Origin of the sequence: Ferviditalea candida (genome assembly GCF_035282765.1) — a bacterium.
Taxonomy (GTDB): domain Bacteria; phylum Bacillota; class Bacilli; order Paenibacillales; family KCTC-25726; genus Ferviditalea; species Ferviditalea candida.
The window spans coordinates 102,546-120,406 of the sequence record NZ_JAYJLD010000002.1 but is presented as its reverse complement, the minus strand read 5'-3'; the positions used below and the strand labels follow the sequence as shown (position 1 = coordinate 120,406).

General features: G+C 50.1%; 18 protein-coding genes. 12 read left to right on the top strand and 6 right to left on the bottom strand.

Features of this window, described 5'->3' with window-relative positions:
* Positions 1-9: 9 nt before the first annotated feature.
* Both VF724_RS02205 and dnaI read left to right on the top strand, forming a co-directional pair.
* On the top strand, positions 10-1,467 hold the full coding sequence (locus tag VF724_RS02205) for a DnaD domain protein (RefSeq protein WP_371752579.1): 1,458 nt from the start codon (positions 10-12) through the stop codon (positions 1,465-1,467).
* Positions 1,468-1,494: 27 nt separating this feature from the next.
* Positions 1,495-2,445, top strand: coding sequence for a primosomal protein DnaI (gene dnaI, locus VF724_RS02200; RefSeq protein ID WP_371752578.1), 951 nt, complete (start codon positions 1,495-1,497; stop codon positions 2,443-2,445).
* Positions 2,446-2,632: 187 nt separating this feature from the next.
* Here dnaI and VF724_RS02195 read toward each other — a convergent pair whose 3' ends face one another.
* Positions 2,633-2,779, bottom strand: a complete 147-nt coding sequence (locus VF724_RS02195) for a YqzM family protein (RefSeq protein WP_371752577.1) — start codon at positions 2,777-2,779, stop codon at positions 2,633-2,635.
* A 218-nt stretch (positions 2,780-2,997) separates the two neighbouring features.
* Between VF724_RS02195 and trxA the strand changes: the two genes are divergently transcribed.
* Both trxA and uvrC read left to right on the top strand, forming a co-directional pair.
* Positions 2,998-3,324 carry a thioredoxin gene (gene trxA, locus VF724_RS02190; RefSeq protein WP_371752576.1) on the top strand — a complete coding sequence of 109 codons (327 nt, stop codon included), beginning with the start codon at positions 2,998-3,000 and terminating at the stop codon, positions 3,322-3,324.
* Between the two features lie 256 nt (positions 3,325-3,580).
* The gene (gene uvrC, locus VF724_RS02185) at positions 3,581-5,545 is read left to right on the top strand and encodes an excinuclease ABC subunit UvrC (RefSeq protein ID WP_371752575.1); all 1,965 of its coding nucleotides are present in this window, start codon (positions 3,581-3,583) and stop codon (positions 5,543-5,545) included.
* Here the strand turns inward: uvrC and VF724_RS02180 are convergent.
* Positions 5,496-7,058 carry a CPBP family intramembrane glutamic endopeptidase gene (locus VF724_RS02180; protein ID WP_371752574.1) on the bottom strand — a complete coding sequence of 521 codons (1,563 nt, stop codon included), beginning with the start codon at positions 7,056-7,058 and terminating at the stop codon, positions 5,496-5,498. The genes uvrC and VF724_RS02180 overlap by 50 nt on opposite strands.
* 281 nt (positions 7,059-7,339) lie before the next feature.
* Here VF724_RS02180 and VF724_RS02175 point away from each other — a divergent pair, with 281 nt between their 5' ends.
* Complete coding sequence (locus tag VF724_RS02175; RefSeq protein WP_371752573.1) at positions 7,340-8,683, top strand: TrkH family potassium uptake protein; 1,344 nt, start codon at positions 7,340-7,342, stop codon at positions 8,681-8,683.
* 25 nt (positions 8,684-8,708) lie between these two features.
* Here VF724_RS02175 and VF724_RS02170 read toward each other — a convergent pair whose 3' ends face one another.
* Entirely contained in the window at positions 8,709-9,599 is an 891-nt protein-coding gene (locus VF724_RS02170) for a LysR family transcriptional regulator (protein ID WP_371752572.1), read from the bottom strand.
* A 423-nt stretch (positions 9,600-10,022) separates the two neighbouring features.
* On the opposite strand from VF724_RS02170, the gene VF724_RS02165 reads away from it, so the two are divergent.
* The 3 genes from VF724_RS02165 to sdhB are packed head-to-tail and all read left to right on the top strand — an operon-like array spanning position 10,023 to position 13,207.
* On the top strand, positions 10,023-10,664 hold the full coding sequence (locus VF724_RS02165) for a succinate dehydrogenase cytochrome b558 subunit (RefSeq protein ID WP_371752571.1): 642 nt from the start codon (positions 10,023-10,025) through the stop codon (positions 10,662-10,664).
* Positions 10,665-10,667: 3 nt separating this feature from the next.
* A complete protein-coding gene (sdhA, locus tag VF724_RS02160; RefSeq protein ID WP_371752570.1) occupies positions 10,668-12,422 on the top strand; it encodes a succinate dehydrogenase flavoprotein subunit in 1,755 nt (584 codons plus the stop codon).
* Positions 12,423-12,442: 20 nt separating this feature from the next.
* Positions 12,443-13,207: a succinate dehydrogenase iron-sulfur subunit gene (gene sdhB, locus VF724_RS02155; protein WP_371752569.1), complete on the top strand. Its 765-nt coding sequence runs from the start codon at positions 12,443-12,445 to the stop codon at positions 13,205-13,207.
* A 128-nt stretch (positions 13,208-13,335) separates the two neighbouring features.
* Here the strand turns inward: sdhB and VF724_RS02150 are convergent, their stop codons facing one another.
* Together VF724_RS02150 and VF724_RS02145 are read right to left on the bottom strand one after the other, a co-directional pair.
* A complete protein-coding gene (locus tag VF724_RS02150; RefSeq protein ID WP_371752568.1) occupies positions 13,336-13,704 on the bottom strand; it encodes a hypothetical protein in 369 nt (122 codons plus the stop codon).
* 121 nt (positions 13,705-13,825) lie between these two features.
* On the bottom strand, positions 13,826-13,993 hold the full coding sequence (locus tag VF724_RS02145) for a hypothetical protein (RefSeq protein WP_371752567.1): 168 nt from the start codon (positions 13,991-13,993) through the stop codon (positions 13,826-13,828).
* Between the two features lie 96 nt (positions 13,994-14,089).
* On the opposite strand from VF724_RS02145, the gene VF724_RS02140 reads away from it, so the two are divergent.
* The 4 genes from VF724_RS02140 (at position 14,090) to VF724_RS02125 (ending at position 17,511) form a co-directional block, all read left to right on the top strand.
* A complete protein-coding gene (locus tag VF724_RS02140; RefSeq protein WP_371752566.1) occupies positions 14,090-14,995 on the top strand; it encodes a LysR family transcriptional regulator in 906 nt (301 codons plus the stop codon).
* Between the two features lie 35 nt (positions 14,996-15,030).
* Entirely contained in the window at positions 15,031-15,837 is an 807-nt protein-coding gene (locus VF724_RS02135; protein ID WP_371752565.1) for a histidinol-phosphatase, read from the top strand.
* Positions 15,838-16,185: 348 nt separating this feature from the next.
* Positions 16,186-16,644 carry a chemotaxis protein CheX gene (locus VF724_RS02130; RefSeq protein WP_371752564.1) on the top strand — a complete coding sequence of 153 codons (459 nt, stop codon included), beginning with the start codon at positions 16,186-16,188 and terminating at the stop codon, positions 16,642-16,644.
* Between the two features lie 93 nt (positions 16,645-16,737).
* Positions 16,738-17,511 (top strand): SDR family NAD(P)-dependent oxidoreductase, encoded by a 774-nt coding sequence (locus VF724_RS02125; RefSeq protein WP_371752563.1) that lies wholly within the window; start codon positions 16,738-16,740, stop codon positions 17,509-17,511.
* Positions 17,512-17,574: 63 nt separating this feature from the next.
* On the opposite strand, the gene VF724_RS02120 is transcribed toward VF724_RS02125, so the two are convergent.
* Positions 17,575-17,817 (bottom strand): YkuS family protein, encoded by a 243-nt coding sequence (locus tag VF724_RS02120; RefSeq protein ID WP_371752562.1) that lies wholly within the window; start codon positions 17,815-17,817, stop codon positions 17,575-17,577.
* Between the last annotated feature and the right edge of the window lie 44 nt (positions 17,818-17,861).

The following is a 17,861-nucleotide window of genomic DNA, read 5'->3' as shown; positions in this document are numbered from 1 at the left end:
AGATCGATTATGAAAATCTCGAATTCTTTGGAATACACGGAAAATCACCGTTATTATGTATATCGTGATTTTTCCTTGAGCAGCTTGGATTATCGCATGCTTCATACCATTTATCAGCCGTTGACCGGCTCATGGGCGATCGGCTTGTATTTGCTGATGTACCAGCAACTTGCCGCCGACAAAATCGGATATTCCGCTTTAGAGCAGCAGCGCAGGCTGTTTCTCTCGCTTGGCCTGGAGCCGAGCGAAAAAGGCAGGAAATATTTGATCGAACAAACCTCCAAGCTGGAAGCGGTCGGACTTTTGCAGACATCCCGCAAATATTTGCCCGCCAACGATGATTTTATTTATGAATATCGGTTGGTTGCGCCGCTTTCTCCGGACGAGTTTTTTCGAAACCAGCATTTGATCATGCTGCTGCGGGATAAAGTGGGCAAATTTATGGTGCTTTCGCTGAGTGAGGAATTCCGGCAGAACGAACCGGAGGAGCTTGAGGGACTTTCGCTGGAAACGCAGGATTTATCGATGCCCTTTTACGAATTGTTCAAGCTGAACAGCCAGGCTGTCGATTTGGAATTGGAGCAGGCGCTTGCCGAAATCGCCGTTTCCCGCGAACAGGACCGCAAGCCGGATATCGGGATTAAGGAATTTCAGTATGCCGATATCATCACCCGTTTTCCCAGGGAATCGATGAACCGCAAGCATGTTGAGAGTTTAAAACGGATGCCCCACCAGCTGGCGGCCATTAACTATATGGCGAACAAGTTCATGCTTTCGCTTCCGGAAATCTGCCGTTTACTGGATGAAGACGGAGTGTTCTCCGAGGATGGGGAGCTGCAAAACCACGTGTTCCAGCAAAAAGCGAATGAAAACTTCTGGCAGACAAAAAAACGCAGCGAGGACCGTGAAATTTATTTGCAGAAGGCGTTACATAAGAGCGGCGGCAACCATGCGGAAAGCGTAGAAGTGGAGGAAAAGCCGGTCGATGAACCGTTCTTTGTCGCGGTGCCGGACAAATTCAAGGGCCAATGCGATATCCGCCAGTACAACACGCTGCTGAGGAACTCGCCGTACACGAAGGTGATCGGGATGTTTTTTCCCGGCTCCGTGCCCGGAAATTTGTTGAAAATCCTGCAAAATATCGATTTTAATTATAAGCTGAATGAGGAAGTCATCAACGTCCTTATCCATTATTTGATGGTCAAGAACAAGCCGTTGAACACCGGATTTATCGAGAGCATCGTATCGAATTTGCTGAGCAGGCAAATCGAGACCTTCGAGAAAGCGGTTGAGTATTTCCGCGAATCGGACAAAGTCAAGGAAAAACCGCTCAAAAAACCCGGACAAGCGAGGGGCGCAAGACAGAAGCCGAAGATTCCGATCGTTACCCATGAGCGGGATGAGACGCCGATATCGGAGGAAGAGCTGGAAGAAATCAAGAGAATGGCGGAGAAATTAAAGAAGTGATTTGTGTAAGGGAAGGGAGGCGTTAGGGTGGAATCATTGTCCGATTTATTGAAGAGTCTGCCGATAGGAGCGTTTGTTGAGCAGGCGGAGATCAAAAAACGCCAGATCCTGAGCGATCCTTTGATCCAAAAATTAAAAAGCAGGCATCCGGAATTGGACGACGCCATCCTGGAGAAGCACCTGAACCGTCTGTATCAATATTTGACGGAGTATAAAAGCTGCGTGAAATGCCCGGGGCTGGACGTGTGCCCCAATGATTTTCAAGGGCACTATACGCGGCTGTCGGTGGAAAATATCGGCGGCTCGATTCAGCTTTTTGATCATAAGGTGTCCTGCAAAAAGCTGCTGGCGAAACAATCGCAGGACGCTATCCGCAAGCGGATCCACAGCTTTTACATTGATGAGACGGCGTTAAGCCGGGGATACGACATTGATGAAATCATTCACATTGATGCAGAACGAACCAAGTCGGTAAAAGAAATCATGAAATACATCATTCTGACGAAAGAGCATGGTTTGCAGACGAAAGGCTTGTATTTAACCGGAGGCTTCGGTACCGGCAAAACCTTTTTGATGTGCTATATGCTGTACGAGCTGGCGAAAATCGGCCTTTCCGGAGTTATCGTGTATATGCCGGAATTCGTCGAGGATCTCAAGGCGATGTTCTCCGAGCCGATGAAATTGAAGGAAACGATCGAGCTGATGAGGGAAAGCGATCTGCTGATTTTTGACGATATCGGTGCGGAAAATCTGAACCCTTGGGTAAGGGATCATGTCATGGGCTCCATCCTGAATTACCGCATGAACCGCAAGCCGACGTTCTTTACTTCGAATTATGATCTGGACGCGCTGGAAAAGCATTTCAGCTTCACCAACAAGGACGGGGAGGAAGAATACAAGGGACAGCGGATCATGGACCGGATTCGCCCGTTCGTGGATGCGATCGAAGTCAACGGCTCCAACAAAAGAGGACTGTAGCGCAGGTAGGGTGCTGCAGCCCGGCGGATTGAATTCATCGCGATGCCCATGACGGCCGAGCCTGGCATTTGTACAAAAAAATCTGTCCCCGATAACGGCGGACAGACTATATGAGCTTTTTTGGCATAAAAACCTACCTCAAAAGCGGTCGCTCATCATTGAATTGGCCTCGAAAGCGTTTTTTTCTTTATCGAGTCAAAACTTCAACAACGGTGGCGATGATGGTGACAACCAGTATGAAAGTGAACATAGCCCCGAATCCGACGCCAATATCCATGGAATCGTTGCGGGGTTCTTCGTTTACGTGAAGTTCCGGATTTCTCGTTTCGCTCATATTTTATGTTCCCCTTTATTCAAAGTGTATCAAAGCTAGTATACCCAAATATCCGCCCGGATGTAAAGCGAAGGTTGATTTGATGTGGGCCGGATGCCGAACGGATACGGTAAACGTCGCAAAATTTTCACATTTATTATCGTTATGAAATAAATAAAAATTGTGGTATACTTTACTTGTTGACTTTTGGACTAGGGATGAAAAAGGAGGAAGTACGCATGTCGATTATAAAAGTGTCCGACCAATCCTTCAAAAGCGAGGTCGAGGCGCAAGGCACCGGCACAGTAGTTGTAGACTTCTGGGCCCCTTGGTGCGCACCTTGCCGAATGATTGCACCCGTGTTGGAGGAACTGGATCAGGAAGTGGGCGATAAATTGAAAATTGCCAAGCTGAATGTGGATGATAATCCGGAATCGGCTTCCCGTTACGGTGTAATGAGCATTCCGACGCTGATCGTTTTCAAGAATGGAACTCCGGTAGACAAAATCATCGGATTTCAATCCAAAGACGCACTCAAAAATGTTATCGCCAGACATTTGAGCTGACGAATTTCATGCTTTTGCACAGACGAAGAACTCCCTCCCGAACCAGCGGAGGGAGTTCTTCTTTTCGGGACCGATTAAATATGGATGGCGTTTTTGCGATGTGCTGCCTGAACTAGTTTTTGGCTTTCCGGAACATGCATACTAGCTCAGCTCAATTAGGCGCTCAGGCGTTGCTTTCCGGATTCAACATCTTTTACAATGGCAGTAGCGGAAATTGTGAGCACGGGGCATATGCCGGGGAAAGGAGTTCGGAATTATGGAAAAGCGCACCGACGCGCGCAAAGCGGGACTGGATTCGATCAGGCACAAGCTTTCCCTGCTGCCCGAAAAACCGGGCTGCTATTTGATGAAAAACAAAGAGGGAAGGATCATTTACGTCGGTAAGGCCAAGGTGCTGAGAAACCGGGTAAGATCTTACTTTACCGGAAGTCACGACGCCAAGACCCAGCACCTTGTCCAGGAAATTCACGACTTTGAATATATCGTCACGGCCAGCAATATGGAAGCGCTCATTCTCGAATGCAATTTGATCAAGCAGCACGCGCCCCGCTACAACGTACTGTTGAAGGACGACAAGTCGTTTCCGTATATCAAGATCAGCGCGGATGAGCATCCCCGTCTGGAAGTGACGCGAAAGATCAAAAAAGACAAGGGCAAATATTTCGGGCCGTATCCGAACGCTTTTGCCGCGCAGCAGACCAAGAAGCTGCTGGACCGGTTGTATCCGCTGCGCAAATGCGGCACAATCCCGGACCGCGTATGCCTGTACTATCATTTGGGACAGTGTTTGGCTCCCTGTGAATATGAAGTGGGCAGAGAAACCAATGAACGCATGGTTCAGGAGATCATCCGTTTTCTGAACGGCGGAGAGGAAGAGATCAAGCGGGAATTGACGCAAAAGATGCATGCAGCGGCCGAGGAATTGAATTTTGAACGAGCGAGAGAATTAAGGGATCTGGTTGCGAATATCAATTTGGTCATGGAAAAACAGACGATCACCATGAACGATGCGACAGATCGTGACGTTTTTGGATACGCCGTCGACAAGGGCTGGATGTGCGTGCAGATTTTATATATGAGACAGGGCAAAATGATCGAGCGGCATGCTTCTGTATTTCCTTATTATGGTGGGGCTTATGAGGATTTCATGTCCTATGTGACGCAGTATTACAGCGACAATCCCGCTCTGCCCAAGGAAATTTTTCTGCCTGAACCGGGGGCTGCGGAAATCGGGAAGCAAGCGGCGCTTGTTGAGGGTGATGCCTCCGGGAAAGCGGCGAATGCCGACACCAACACCGGGGAAGATGCCGCGAGTACGGACGCCGGGATTGCCGCGCAAGCGGAGGAACCCGCCGATTTCAAAGAAGCGATGGAAGATTGGCTGAAGGTGAAGGTACGGTTTCCCAGGCGGGGGCTTAAAAAGAAAATGGTCGACATGGCGGTGGATAACGCACGCGTGGCCTTGGAGGAAAAGTTCCGGATGTTGGAGAAGGATGCGGAGCGGACGGTCAAGGCCGTGGAAAATCTGGGCACCTGGCTGGGAACCGGAATGATCCGGCGAATTGAAGCGTTCGACAACTCCAACATTCAAGGGACTGATCCGGTATCGGCCATGGTTGTGTTCATCGACGGGAAGCCTGAACGTAAAGAATACCGGAAATACAAGATCCGGACGGTGCAAGGTGCCGATGACGTAGGCACGATGCGGGAGGTGGTGCGGAGACGTTACGAACGGGTGCTGAAGGAAAATTTGCCGCTACCCGATCTGGTGGTCATCGACGGAGGAAAAGGGCAGATTGCGGCAGCGGTGGATGTGCTGGAAAACGAATTGGGCTTGTACATTCCGGTTTGCGGTTTGGCCAAGGATGCCCGGCATCGGACCGCCCAGCTGCTGATGGGGGATCCTCCCGAGGCAGTGCCGATTCCGCGGGACAGTCAGGAATTTTATTTGCTTCAGCGGATCCAGGATGAAGTGCACCGATTTGCCGTCACCTTTCACCGGCAGACAAGGGAGAAGTCGATGGTGTCCTCCCGGCTGGACAGCATTCCGGGTATCGGGGAGAAACGCAGAAAGCGGCTGTTGAAGCATTTCGGAAGCTTGAAAAAAATCAAAGAGGCCTCCTTAGAGGACTTCAGGCCTCTGGGATTGGGCGACGCGCTGGTGAAACGCATCATGGAATCATTTCGGGAGGAAGCAGAGGGCGGGGACGCTTCTTCATAAGACTGTGCAGCCAATATATCAGCAGGCCGACAATTGCGGGGGAAAGAATGTAGAAGGTCCCGCCGGCCAGACTTGCCGGATGGTCCGTGTCCATGATGGACAGCCCCATCAGAATGGAATCCATGGAAGCGTGCGCGAAGATGACGGTGATCAGGCCGTATTTCAGAAAGGCGTAGCCGAAAATAATGCCGAGAATGGTAACCTCCACCAGGCGGGTGTAGACGGGATAAACCGGATATCCCGCGTGCCCCATGGCCCACAAAAAACTTGAGAGCAAAACGGCGATGAATGTGTTTTTGAACAGTTTTTTGAACAAGATAATGCCGAACAGCCGAAACACCGCTTCTTCGGAAATGGCGGCCGCCCAGGCGAGTGTCGGAAACAGCCCGGGCCACAGCAAATTGTAAATCGAGCTGCTCGGGTCCTCCGTGGTCCAAATGTGAAAACGCTGTTCGGCAAAATAATAGACGACGGATTGCACGCCCAGAATGAACAGGCTGAGGAGGTACCCCCTGCCCATGCTGTCCAGCGCATGCTTTCCAAAATCGGGCCCGCGCCATCTCGGCCACGGCTGCCATCCGCTTCTCAGCCACAGGGCCTCTCCGGCCACAAAGGAAATATAGACGGAGGCAGCCATCAACAGTATCGTAAATTGCATGAAAAATACGGAGAGCAGCCCTTCCGGTCCGCCGGCGGATGCCGTTTTATAGCCGGGATAGGTGTTGATGTTGTATGCCGCATAAATCACGATGAAAAATGCGGTAAGCAAAGCGCCTCTTTCGAAGGAAGCGGTTTTGCGATATTTGACTGCAGCGATGATTGCCGCTATCGCCAGCAGGGAGCTGAGCAGCAGGCTGATCAGGCTCAAGAAGGAAGCGGCTCCGGTTTGCCGGTCCATCCAAGTTATAAACGTCTCGGGAAGATGGAAGGAAGGCTCAAAAACGGATATGATGCCGCCGCTTTTTTCCATTCGGATCCTGAGTGTGGCCTCCCCGATTTGGTCGTGACGGTTTTCAAAAATCCAAGCGTTCTCCCCATCACCGGAAATCAGGGTAAACAGCTTGGGATCATAACCCATTGCCTTCAACCAAGTATTCGCCTCGGACAGGTCCTTGAGGTTCAGCGGCTGCGGCATTGCATTCAGCCTTATCCATCCGAAGACGCTTCCCGTCCGCATATTGACATTGATCAGGTATTTTTTGGATGAAGCGGGAAGCGACAGCTCCACCTGGTAATAATCGATCGGATAGCTGCCGAAGCGCTTATTGAACGAGTCGGTCAATTTCTCCCGCTGCAGGTATCCGCTAAGCTCCGTATCGGATTGAAACGTGACGAAGGAAGATGACGGGCGGGTGCCGAATTGGGTTTCCAAGAAACTCGCGGCGTTTTGCGCAGCTTGGGCCTTGGAGATGACGGAAGGAGACTCGGTGGTTTCTCCCGTGCTGAAAAAGGCTGCGATTCCGAATGCGGCAAGCAGGAAAAGCAAAAAATTCGATCGGTACGGTTTGTGCATGACCTCGCTCCTTTCATCCTACGTACTAACTTATCACATTCGATCCGGGCATTTCCACTCTGCTGAAAGTAACCCGGTTTCCGTATATATGCGTGACGAACCTGAAGCACCGGCAGAAATTGGCTGAATATGGCTGATTCTCATTCTTTGATTGGCGATTGTGCGGCGTATTCCCACATTTTTCGAAAAAACGGCTTTGTACTTATGAAAGATCGGGGATTATAATCATATTCATTGAAATATGTCGATCCAGTTAGTGAAAAGAGGGTATCCATCGGGACATGAATAAAAAAACGAAGCTATTCCAGCTTTCTCCGCCGCGAATCCTCGTCTTCGGATTTGCCTCGATTATTCTAGCAGGCACCGTGCTTTTGTCTCTGCCGATTTCTTCATCGAGCGGAAAACCGTTGCCGTTGGTTGACGCCCTCTTCACCGCCACCTCGGCAACCTGCGTGACCGGATTGATTGTGGTGGATACCGGCAGTTACTTCAGTTTGTTCGGGCAATTGGTGATCCTGAGCCTCATCCAGATCGGCGGCCTCGGTTTCATGACCATGGCGACGCTGTTCGCACTGGTGCTGCGGAAAAGAATCTCGCTCAGGGAACGGCTGATTCTTCAGGAAGCGATGAATCAGATTTCGCTTGAAGGCATCGTCCGGCTGATCCGTAAAGTCATGCTTTATGCCTTTGGTACGGAGGCCGCCGGGGCGCTGATCTATGCTTTGCGTTTTTCCCGGGATATGAATGGGGAACAAGCGGTGTATTTCGGGATCTTCCATGCTGTTTCACTGTTCAACAATGCGGGTTTCGATCTGTTCGGCAACAGCCTGATGAATTACGTGGAAGACCCGGTGATCAATGCCGCTTCCATTTTTTTAATCGTAACCGGGGGCTTGGGATTTGTCGTCATTTCCGATTTGGTCGATTGCGCAAAGTCCAAATACAAACGGAGACTTTCCCTGCATACCAAGGTGGTGTTGACGGCAACGGCGATTTTAATCTCCGTCGGCACGCTGGTCGTTTTCGTTTTTGAATATACCAACGCGAAAACACTCGGCTCGCTGGACCTCGCCGGCAAGATTTGGGCGTCTTTGTTTCAGGCGGTTACGCCTCGGACGGCGGGCGCCAATACGCTAAGTATCGCCGATTTGCGGCAGGCGACTCAATTTTTCATGATTATCCTGATGTTTATCGGCGCTTCTCCGGGGTCTACCGGGGGAGGTATCAAGACGACCACGTTCATGACGCTGGTCGGTGCAATCATTTCCATGGCGCGCGGCAAAGAGGATATTGTCATGTTCCGCCATCGTTTGGCCCGGGACAGAATTTACAAAGCGGTCACCATTACGCTGCTGTCCCTGTTTTTGATCGTTGCCGTCTCGATGGTGCTGTCGGCCACGGAAGACCACCAATTTTTGATGATCCTGTTTGAGACGACATCCGCTTTCGGTACCGTGGGGCTGTCGATGGGATTGACGGCGAAGTTGACCCTGTTCGGCAAAATCATGATCAGCTTCATGATGTTTACCGGACGGCTGGGGCCGCTTACCTTGACCTATGCGCTCGGCAAAAAGAAAGACAAGGAATTGTACCGCCATCCAGAAGGCAAGATCATCATCGGTTGAGAATCCGAAAAGCCTTATCAAATCGTCATCTGTTAAGAAAATGCTGTTGCGCCTGTTTGATCAGCGGCTGAACGCAATCCTTCGACATGGAGTGTTTATTGTAAATCAACGAGGTGGTCCGGATCGTTTGCTTCAGCTCCGGTATTTCCACCTGCACCAAATTTTCCAGCAAATTCGGACGGAGATAGGATTGCGGCAGCAGCGTTGCAATCTGACAGGTGGAGACCAGCCGGATGATCGCCTCGAAGGAATCAATGTCCATTTTGATTTCCGGAACGACTTTAAACCGGTGGAACAGGTCATCCATCAGGATGCGGTACCAGGTGCCCTTCGAGAAAACAATCATCGGAAGTCCGTTTAACTGATGGATGCTTACCGAGCTTTTGCCGGCCAGGGCATGCTGCTTGGGCAGAATCAAGCTTAAATGATCTTCAAACAGCGGAACGCATTGCAGAGTGGGATCGTCGTCAATTTTTGATGCGACCAGCCCGATGTCCGCTTTTTTTTCTTTGACTACGGTCACCATTTCATGGGTTCTTCCGGTTACCAGTTTAATGTCGATATGCGGGTCGACATTCGTGAACAGACTGATCAGATCCGGAAGGGTGGACTGCAATGTGGTCAGGCTAGCGCCGATGGTGATGCTGCATTTTTCGATCGATTTATATCTCGTCATCTCATGCAGGAATCTTTTTTGCAGATCCCTCAATTCCTTGGCGTATTCATATGCGGTTTCGCCCGCTTCCGTCAGTTCGAGCTTTTTTCCGATTCTTCGAAACAATTCGATATCCAGCTCATCTTCAAGCATCTTGATTTTTCGCGACAGTGCCGGCTGCGAGAGATTGAGCGTCTTTGAAGCCCGGTTCAGGCTGTTATGCTCGACGACAACGGCGAAAATCTCCAAGGATTCAAACATGGCGGAGCCTCCTTTACAGATTTACTCGATGAAATAACTTCCACTAAATTGATGGCAAAGATCAATTAAACCGCATTTGAAGGACTTCGATAGAAGTTTTTCTTATGCTTATATTTTATAATAATTAATAAAAAATCGGCAATTCCATTATAAGAGATAAAGTTGTATGATATTGAGGGTCACAAAATGTTCAAAATCGACGGCTGCAAGTGAATAATTCGGTCTTTTTTTATGGAAAATGAAGAATGTGGTTGAATTTTGAAAGAGTTTACAAGGGGCGCGGCAACGCAAATTCTTATTGGCATGAAAAACTTTCTATCCTTCCGAAGCGAAGCGGTTTACTGCGTAAACCTGAGGTCAGGCTGCTTAGAATGACCGCGATAGAAGCTTTTCTTATATATTTTGAGGGGGGAACTCTTCTGTATGGCAGTGAATTCATATTACTCGAGAAAGCTTCATTCTTTGTTGGGCGTTGTTCCGATCGGTTTTTTCCTGATTGTGCATTTCCTTACGAATTATGAGGCGACCAAAGGCAACGGAGCGTTCATCAAGCAGGTGGAATGGATTCACAATCTTCCTTTCCTATTCTTTCTGGAGCTGCTGTTCATCTGGCTGCCGCTGCTTTATCACGGGATATACGGGCTCTACGTCGCTTATCAGGCCCGGAACAACGTGACGAATTACGGCTATTTCCGCAACTGGATGTTCGCGCTGCAGCGGGTTACCGGAGTGCTGACGTTCATTTTTATCGTTTGGCACACGTTTGAAACCCGGGTTCAGGTCGGTCTGGGAAATGTGGAATATGAAGGCCTCGGTGAGCTGATGCACAGCATCCTTACCCAGCCCGTATTTGCAACGCTGTACATTATCGGGATCATCGCCGCTACTTTCCACTTCTGCAACGGCTTGTGGTCTTTCCTGGTCAGCTGGGGGATAACCGTCGGTCCGCGGGCTCAGCGGGTCTCAACTTACGTCACCATGGGGCTGTTTGTGATCATGTCCATTATCGGAATCATGGCGCTTGCCGCGTTTATGGATCCGAATTTCACAGCGAAGGGAGTGTAGGGCGTGTCGAAGTCCAAAATCATCATTGTAGGCGGGGGATTGGCCGGATTGATGGCCGCAATCAAAGCTGCCGAAGCTGGCGTTCATGTGGATCTTTTCTCGCTGGTGCCGGTGAAGCGTTCGCATTCCGTATGCGCCCAGGGTGGCATTAACGGTGCGGTGAATACCAAAGGTGAAGGGGATTCCCCTTGGGAGCACTTTGACGATACAATCTACGGGGGAGACTTTCTGGCCAACCAGCCCCCGGTGAAAGCGATGTGTGAAGCCGCTCCGGGCATTATCCACTTGATGGACCGGATGGGCGTTATGTTCAACAGGACGCCGGAAGGCCTGCTTGATTTCCGGCGCTTCGGAGGCACCAAACACCACAGAACCGCATTTGCGGGAGCCACCACAGGCCAGCAGCTGCTGTACGCGCTGGACGAACAGGTGCGCCGCTGGGAAACGGCGGGACTGGTTACCAAGTACGAGCATTATGAGTTTTTGTCCGCGGTGCTTGATGACGAAGGCGTTTGCCGCGGCATTACGGCACAAAATCTGCGCGATATGTCCATTAGCGTGTTCAAGTCCGACGCCGTCATTTTGGCGACGGGGGGTCCCGGCATCATCTTCGGCAGAACCACGAACTCGATGATCAATACGGGAACCGCAGCGAGTGCGGTATACCAGCAGGGCGTGCAGTACGCCAACGGGGAATTTATCCAAATCCACCCGACGGCCATCCCAGGGGACGACAAGCTCCGTCTGATGTCCGAATCCGCAAGGGGAGAAGGCGGACGCGTATGGACTTATAAGGACGGTAAACCGTGGTATTTCCTCGAGGAGAAATATCCTGCATACGGAAACCTTGTTCCCCGCGATATTGCGACCCGGGAGATCTTCCATGTATGCGTCGATATGAAGCTTGGAATCAACGGCGAGAACATGGTGTATCTCGATTTGTCGCATAAAGATCCCAAAGAGCTCGATGTCAAGCTCGGCGGCATTATTGAAATCTATGAGAAATTCATGGGCGACGATCCGCGCAAAATCCCGATGAAAATTTTCCCCGCCGTTCACTATTCGATGGGCGGCATGTGGGTGGATTACAACCAGATGACGAACATTCCGGGATTGTTCGCCGCAGGGGAATCGGATTACCAATATCACGGCGCGAACCGTTTGGGGGCGAACTCGCTGCTCTCCTCGATCTTTGGCGGAATGGTTTCCGGACCGAAGGCGGTCGAATACGTCAAAGGCTTGAAGAAATCGGCTGAGGACATCTCCGGCATCGTATATGACAGCGAGGTCAACAAGCAAATCGACAAATACGAGAGCCTGCTGAAGATGGAAGGCAAAGAAAACGCCTATCAGTTGCACAGGGAGCTTGGCGAATGGATGACGAACAACGTTACGGTTGTTCGGTATAACAATAAATTAAAGGAAACCGACAATAAAATTCTGGAACTGATGGAGCGTTACAAAAACATCAGCATGACCGATACGGCGCGCTGGAGCAATCAAGGCGTCTCGTTTACCCGTCAGCTGTGGAACATGCTGGAGCTGGCGCGTGTCATTACCATCGGCGCGCTGAACCGCAACGAAAGCCGCGGGGCGCACTACAAGCCCGAATTCCCCGAGCGGGATGACGAGAATTTCCTCAAAACGACCAAAGCGAAATGGACGCCGGACGGACCGCAGTTTGAGTATGAGGACGTGGACATTTCCTTAATCAAACCGAGGAAGCGCGATTATTCTTCGGATAAGAAGACTTCATAAGGCAGGAAAGGAGAATAAACATGGCTGAAACCAATGCTGCTCCAAAAACGATCCGGCTGATTGTCACCCGTCAGGAAAGTCCGAATTCACAGCCCGTTACAGAAGAATTCGAGATTCCGTATCGTCCGAACATGAACGTGATCAGCGCTTTGATGGAAATACAACGAAACCCCGTTAATGCCAAAGGGGAAAAAACGACTCCGGTTTGCTGGGAATCCAACTGCCTGGAGGAAGTCTGCGGCGCATGCTCGATGGTGATCAACGGCAAACCGCGTCAGGCCTGTACGGCTCTGCTCGACAAGCTGGAGCAGCCGATCCGGATCGCTCCGATGCATACGTTCCCTGTTGTTCGCGATCTGATCGTCAACCGCAACCGGATGTTTGACGCGTTGAAACGGGTGAAAGCCTGGATTCCGATCGACGGCACTTACGATCTGGGACCGGGTCCGCGGATGCCTGAAACGAGGCGTCAATGGGCTTACGAGCTGTCCAAATGCATGACCTGCGGGGTCTGTATGGAGGCTTGCCCGAATGTGAATGAGAAAACCAGCTTCATCGGGCCTTTTGCGATTTCTCAGGTTCGTTTGTTTAACGCTCATCCGACAGGCGAAATGAATAAAGAGGAACGCCTGGAAACCCTGATGCAGGACGGCGGCATCGAGGGCTGCGGAAACTCGCAGAACTGCGTTCGCTCCTGCCCGAAAGGGATTCCGTTAACGACTTCCATTGCGGCGATGAACTGGGATACGACGAAGCATATGTTTAAAAAATGGTTGACCCAATAAATCGGGGAAGACCACCTTGTTCTGGTGTTTCCGGCAAGGTGGTCTTCAATTATTAGTCACAATTGCGGCTGTTTTTTGAACGATGGTCAGCCGTTCCTTGTCGATCAGAATGGAACCGGCAACCATGATCAGGCTGTTTGCTGCGAAGATCGGGGCCACGACATTCGCTTTTCCCATCTGCAGAGCGATGGAGTATAATTGAAGCCCTCCGTAAGACAATATTCCTCCGAGCAGACCCCTTTGAAGCCGGTGGAAACCGCTGTCGCCAACTCGGAAGGCTTTCCGGGCCGGGAGGATGAAGAATAGGCGGCTCCGCCGAACCAGAAAGCTGAGAGCAAATAGCCCCAAAACAAGATCGGTGTGTTGGCCAATCCTACGCACAAGAACCATTTTTTCTCGGCAATCGTCAGCGGCTCTTTCCTGCGAATCGAGATCATCGCGACTCTGGCCGGAAGCATGATGATTCCGCGGAACCAATCACAAGTCCCGCCAACCATAGCCTCCAATCCGTCCAGTCAAGAGACTGCTCCGGCGAGCTGTTTGATATATACTGAAAGCGGGCTGCTTGTACTGTTTCTGAAAGCGAAAAATACCGACGCTTTAACGGTTTTTTCGCGTTCAGAAAGTTAATTCAAGCCCGCTTTCAGTTGAGAACCCGAACGCGCCGGTGAGATACAGGCCCAGCAACAAAGAATTTAACGAACCTCCCCGCATCTGACTGGTTTTCATGACAAGACCGGCGGCGCCGAAGATGACGGCGATGGCAACGGCGGCAATAAACCACATGATGAATAGACTCCCTCATTTTCAGCCCTTATTTTGATAAAAAAAATTTATTATAGTAAAATTTTTGATAAGCACATCCTATTTTGGAGGGTGAACATGAATCTGAATCAATTGGAAACACTAATAACCATATCCAAAACGATGAGTTTTCGAAAAGCCGGGGAAATTCTCAATTTGACCCAACCAGCTGTCTCGGCCCAGATCAAGAGTCTTGAGGATGAGTTTAAAACGATGCTGATTGACCGGAATCAGCCGGTCAAGCTGACCGACAGCGGCTTGTTGTTTCTTGAGCATGCCGAAAAGATTCTGCAGATCGTCGGAGAATTGAAGGAAAAGCTGCAAGATTTGGAGCAAACCCCCCGGGGGCACATTCATTTGGGTACAACGACTTCCATCGCCATGCAGATTTTGCCGCGCGTGCTTTCGTATGTCCAAGACCAATTTCCATATATTAAAACGACCATTCATTCCATGCCTTCCTCGCAAATCATGACGAATGTGGAAAACGGCACCGTCGACATCGGGATCGCCTATTTGTTTGAGCGAAATCCGGCATTGGAAACTTCGGTTCTGTACTATGATATTTTTGAATTGGTTGTCTCTCCGAAGCATCCGCTGGCCAAGCTGAATCATACGACGGTGGAATCGCTGAGGGATATTCCGATGATCATGCTGACCCCGGATACGTCCGGTCGAAGGTTTGCCGATCAGATTTTCCGGAAGTTCGACATTGTTCCGAATATCGTAATGGAGCTTCCGAGCAGTGAAGAAGTGAAGCGGATGGTGGAATTGAATTTGGGCGCCGCCATTATTTCCAAAATGTCCATTGCCAATGAAACAAAAATGGGCACACTCAAAATGATCAGAGTGAACGAGCTGGAAATTATCCATCCAGTCGGAGTTATCTACAAGTCCGGGCGCTATTTGAATTCCGCGATGCAGCAGTTTTTGAACGATTTGAAGGGAATGCCGGACTTGATGCATTTCGGAGAATCGGAATGACAACGTGATAACGGAATTTGGAGGTTCATCACATCATGAAATTTGATTTTCATACGCATCACGATCGATGCGGTCATGCGGAAGGGGGGATTCGCGATTACATTGAGGCCGCGCTGAAAAAGGGGTTGGATATGATCGGCATTTCCGATCACAGCCCGTATTTTGGCAGCGAGCGGGATCACCTTCATCCGAAAGTGGCGATGGCCAAAAGTGAATTTCCCCGTTATGTCAATGAAGTTCTCCGGTTAAAGCAGGAGTACTCCGGAAGAATTGAAGTCCTGCTCGGGGTCGAATCCGATTTTTTCCCGGAAAGCGCCGAGGTCTACAGGAAGGAATACGAACGTTATCCGCTGGACTTTATTATCGGTTCGGTTCATGCAATCGGGGGCATGAGCATTTTCAACCGCAATAGATGGAAAAAGTTGAATGAAAAGCAGCGTATACAAGTGAAGCAAGACTATTATGAGCAGATCATCCTGTCGGCCAAAAGCGGAATGTTCGATATCCTGGGTCATATCGACGCGATGAAGGGCTTTTATCCGCAGTTTTCCGAGCTCCCGACCGATGCCGCGGACCGCGCTTTGAAAGTGATTGCGGAAGCGGACGTGGTTATTGAAGTGAATACTTCCGGCAAAACGAAGGAAGCCGGCGGCTGGTATCCTTCCGACGACGTCCTGGAACGGGCGCTTTTCCATAACGTGAAGGTGACGCTTGGATCGGACGCCCACATCCCGGAACGGGTCGGGGATGAGCTTGAGCTGGTGCGGAACCGGCTTAAAGAAATCGGTTTTCGGGAATGGGCATTTTTCCGCCGCAGGCAGCGCTATTTGACAAAGCTGTGAGGGCAAAAAAAGGCCCGTTCTACGGGAACGGGTCTTCAAGGTGAAACTATATTCAAAAGGGGGTCTTGCCTTTTATATTAATGCATAAATATTATCGGTCCTTAACAGGAAGATGTCATTTATGTAACAAATAATGGATAAGAATACATATATCTTAATAAACAGGTTAATAAACAGGTCGCCGATTAGCTGACGGGCTCAATGCAAAATAATGTTAAAAAAAGTGCAAATTCATACATTTTTAAGCATAAATATATGTACTTGTTTGGAAAAGTCCGGTATAATTAATCTCGACAACATTTTTGTTTTTTTACCATTTTTCGAAATATGCCGCAAAGGAGCCACCAGATGAAAGCGGAATACATTAACCCATTCCTTGAATCGGCAAGCTTGGTCATTGAACAAGTTGCCAATGTGCGTCCAACGGCCGGTGAACTCAGCGTAAAGACGGTGAAGTTGGCCGAAAAATACATATGGATACAGATTGGGATGACCGGACAGGTTGAGGGTGACGTCGTATTCGGACTTCATGAAGCGGTGGCCATAAAGATGATCTCAGCCATGATGGGCGGCTTTGTCGTTACGGAAATCGATGAGATCGGACAAAGCGCGATTTCCGAACTAGGCAACATGATCAGCGGCAACGCCAGCACGATCCTTTACAATCAGGGATTCAGAGTCGATATTACTCCTCCGAAGGTCATCCATTCGGCCGAAGCGGCGGGATTTGTGCCAAAGCAGGCGCTGACGATTCCGTTGATCATGGAGAATATCGGAGAATTGGACATTCAAGTGCTGATCACATAATATAAAAGTAACAGAAAAGAAAAGAAAGTGGTTGGCGCTGCGCTTCCACTTTCTTTTCTTGCGTCGGCAGCTTTTCGTGAAGGAGGAACCCGCATGCTTGAGGACAAGGTGGTGGCCATTACCGGGGCATCCAGCGGCATCGGATTGGAAATGGCAAAGCTGTTTGCCGCGAACGGGGCGCATGTCGTCATGCTCTCCCGAAACGAGCAGAAGCTGGCGGAAGCATCGAATCAGGTTGTCGGGAGCAAAGAGGCCGTCGTGCTTGATGTCGCGTCGTTCGAGGAAGCGTCCCGGACCGCCGCGCGGATTGTCGACCGTCATGGCAAAATTGACATATGGATCAATAATGCGGGATACGGCATTTTCAACCGTTTTGCGGAGGCGCCGATGGAGCAGTTTGAACAAATGATGGATGTCAATTATTTGGGGACCGTCCGCTGTACGAAAGCAGTTCTCCCTTATATGCTGGATGCCCAAAATGGGCATATTATCAATATTGCCTCAATGGCGGGAAAAATCGGTTCGGCGAAGTCTTCCGCTTATTCGGCGACCAAGCATGCCGTCATCGGCTTTACGAACTGCCTTCGGCAGGAATTGGCCGGAACGGGAGTTTATTTGACGTTGATCAATCCGGGGCCGATTGATACGCCCTTTTTCGATCAAGCCGATCCGTCGGGACAGTACAAAAAAAATGTGGCCTGGTTCATGCTTCGTCCGGAAAAAGTGGCGCGTATCGTGCTTAAGGCCGCCCGGACCCGACAGCCGGAAGTCAACGTGCCGTTCACAGCTGCGGCAGGCGTGAAGTTGTTCCAGTTGTTTCCCCGTCTGTTCGATCGCGTTATGTCGGGGATGATCAACCTTAAATAAAAGGCGGAGGTATTCACCTCCGCAGAAGACTTTCGCCGGCCAGCCGGGTCGGCCTGTGACCCGTCATTTGCCGGCTCTCCGGTCAATTTGCTCCACCACTTCTTCCGCAGTGAGACCGTCGGCATTGATGACCGACGCGTTTGCCGCCACATCCGAAATACCCATTACATTTTTATCTTGACCGGTGATGACCAAGTATTGGATGTTCGAAAGATTGTTTGCAGTCATGGGAATGACTTCGTGTCCGTTGTTTTGCAGCGCCTGCTTGATGTCGCTCAAGCTTTCTTCAACGGCGATTCGGGCCATAAGCGTTTCACCTCCTTTTTATCGTCGCTTTATTATCAATCAAA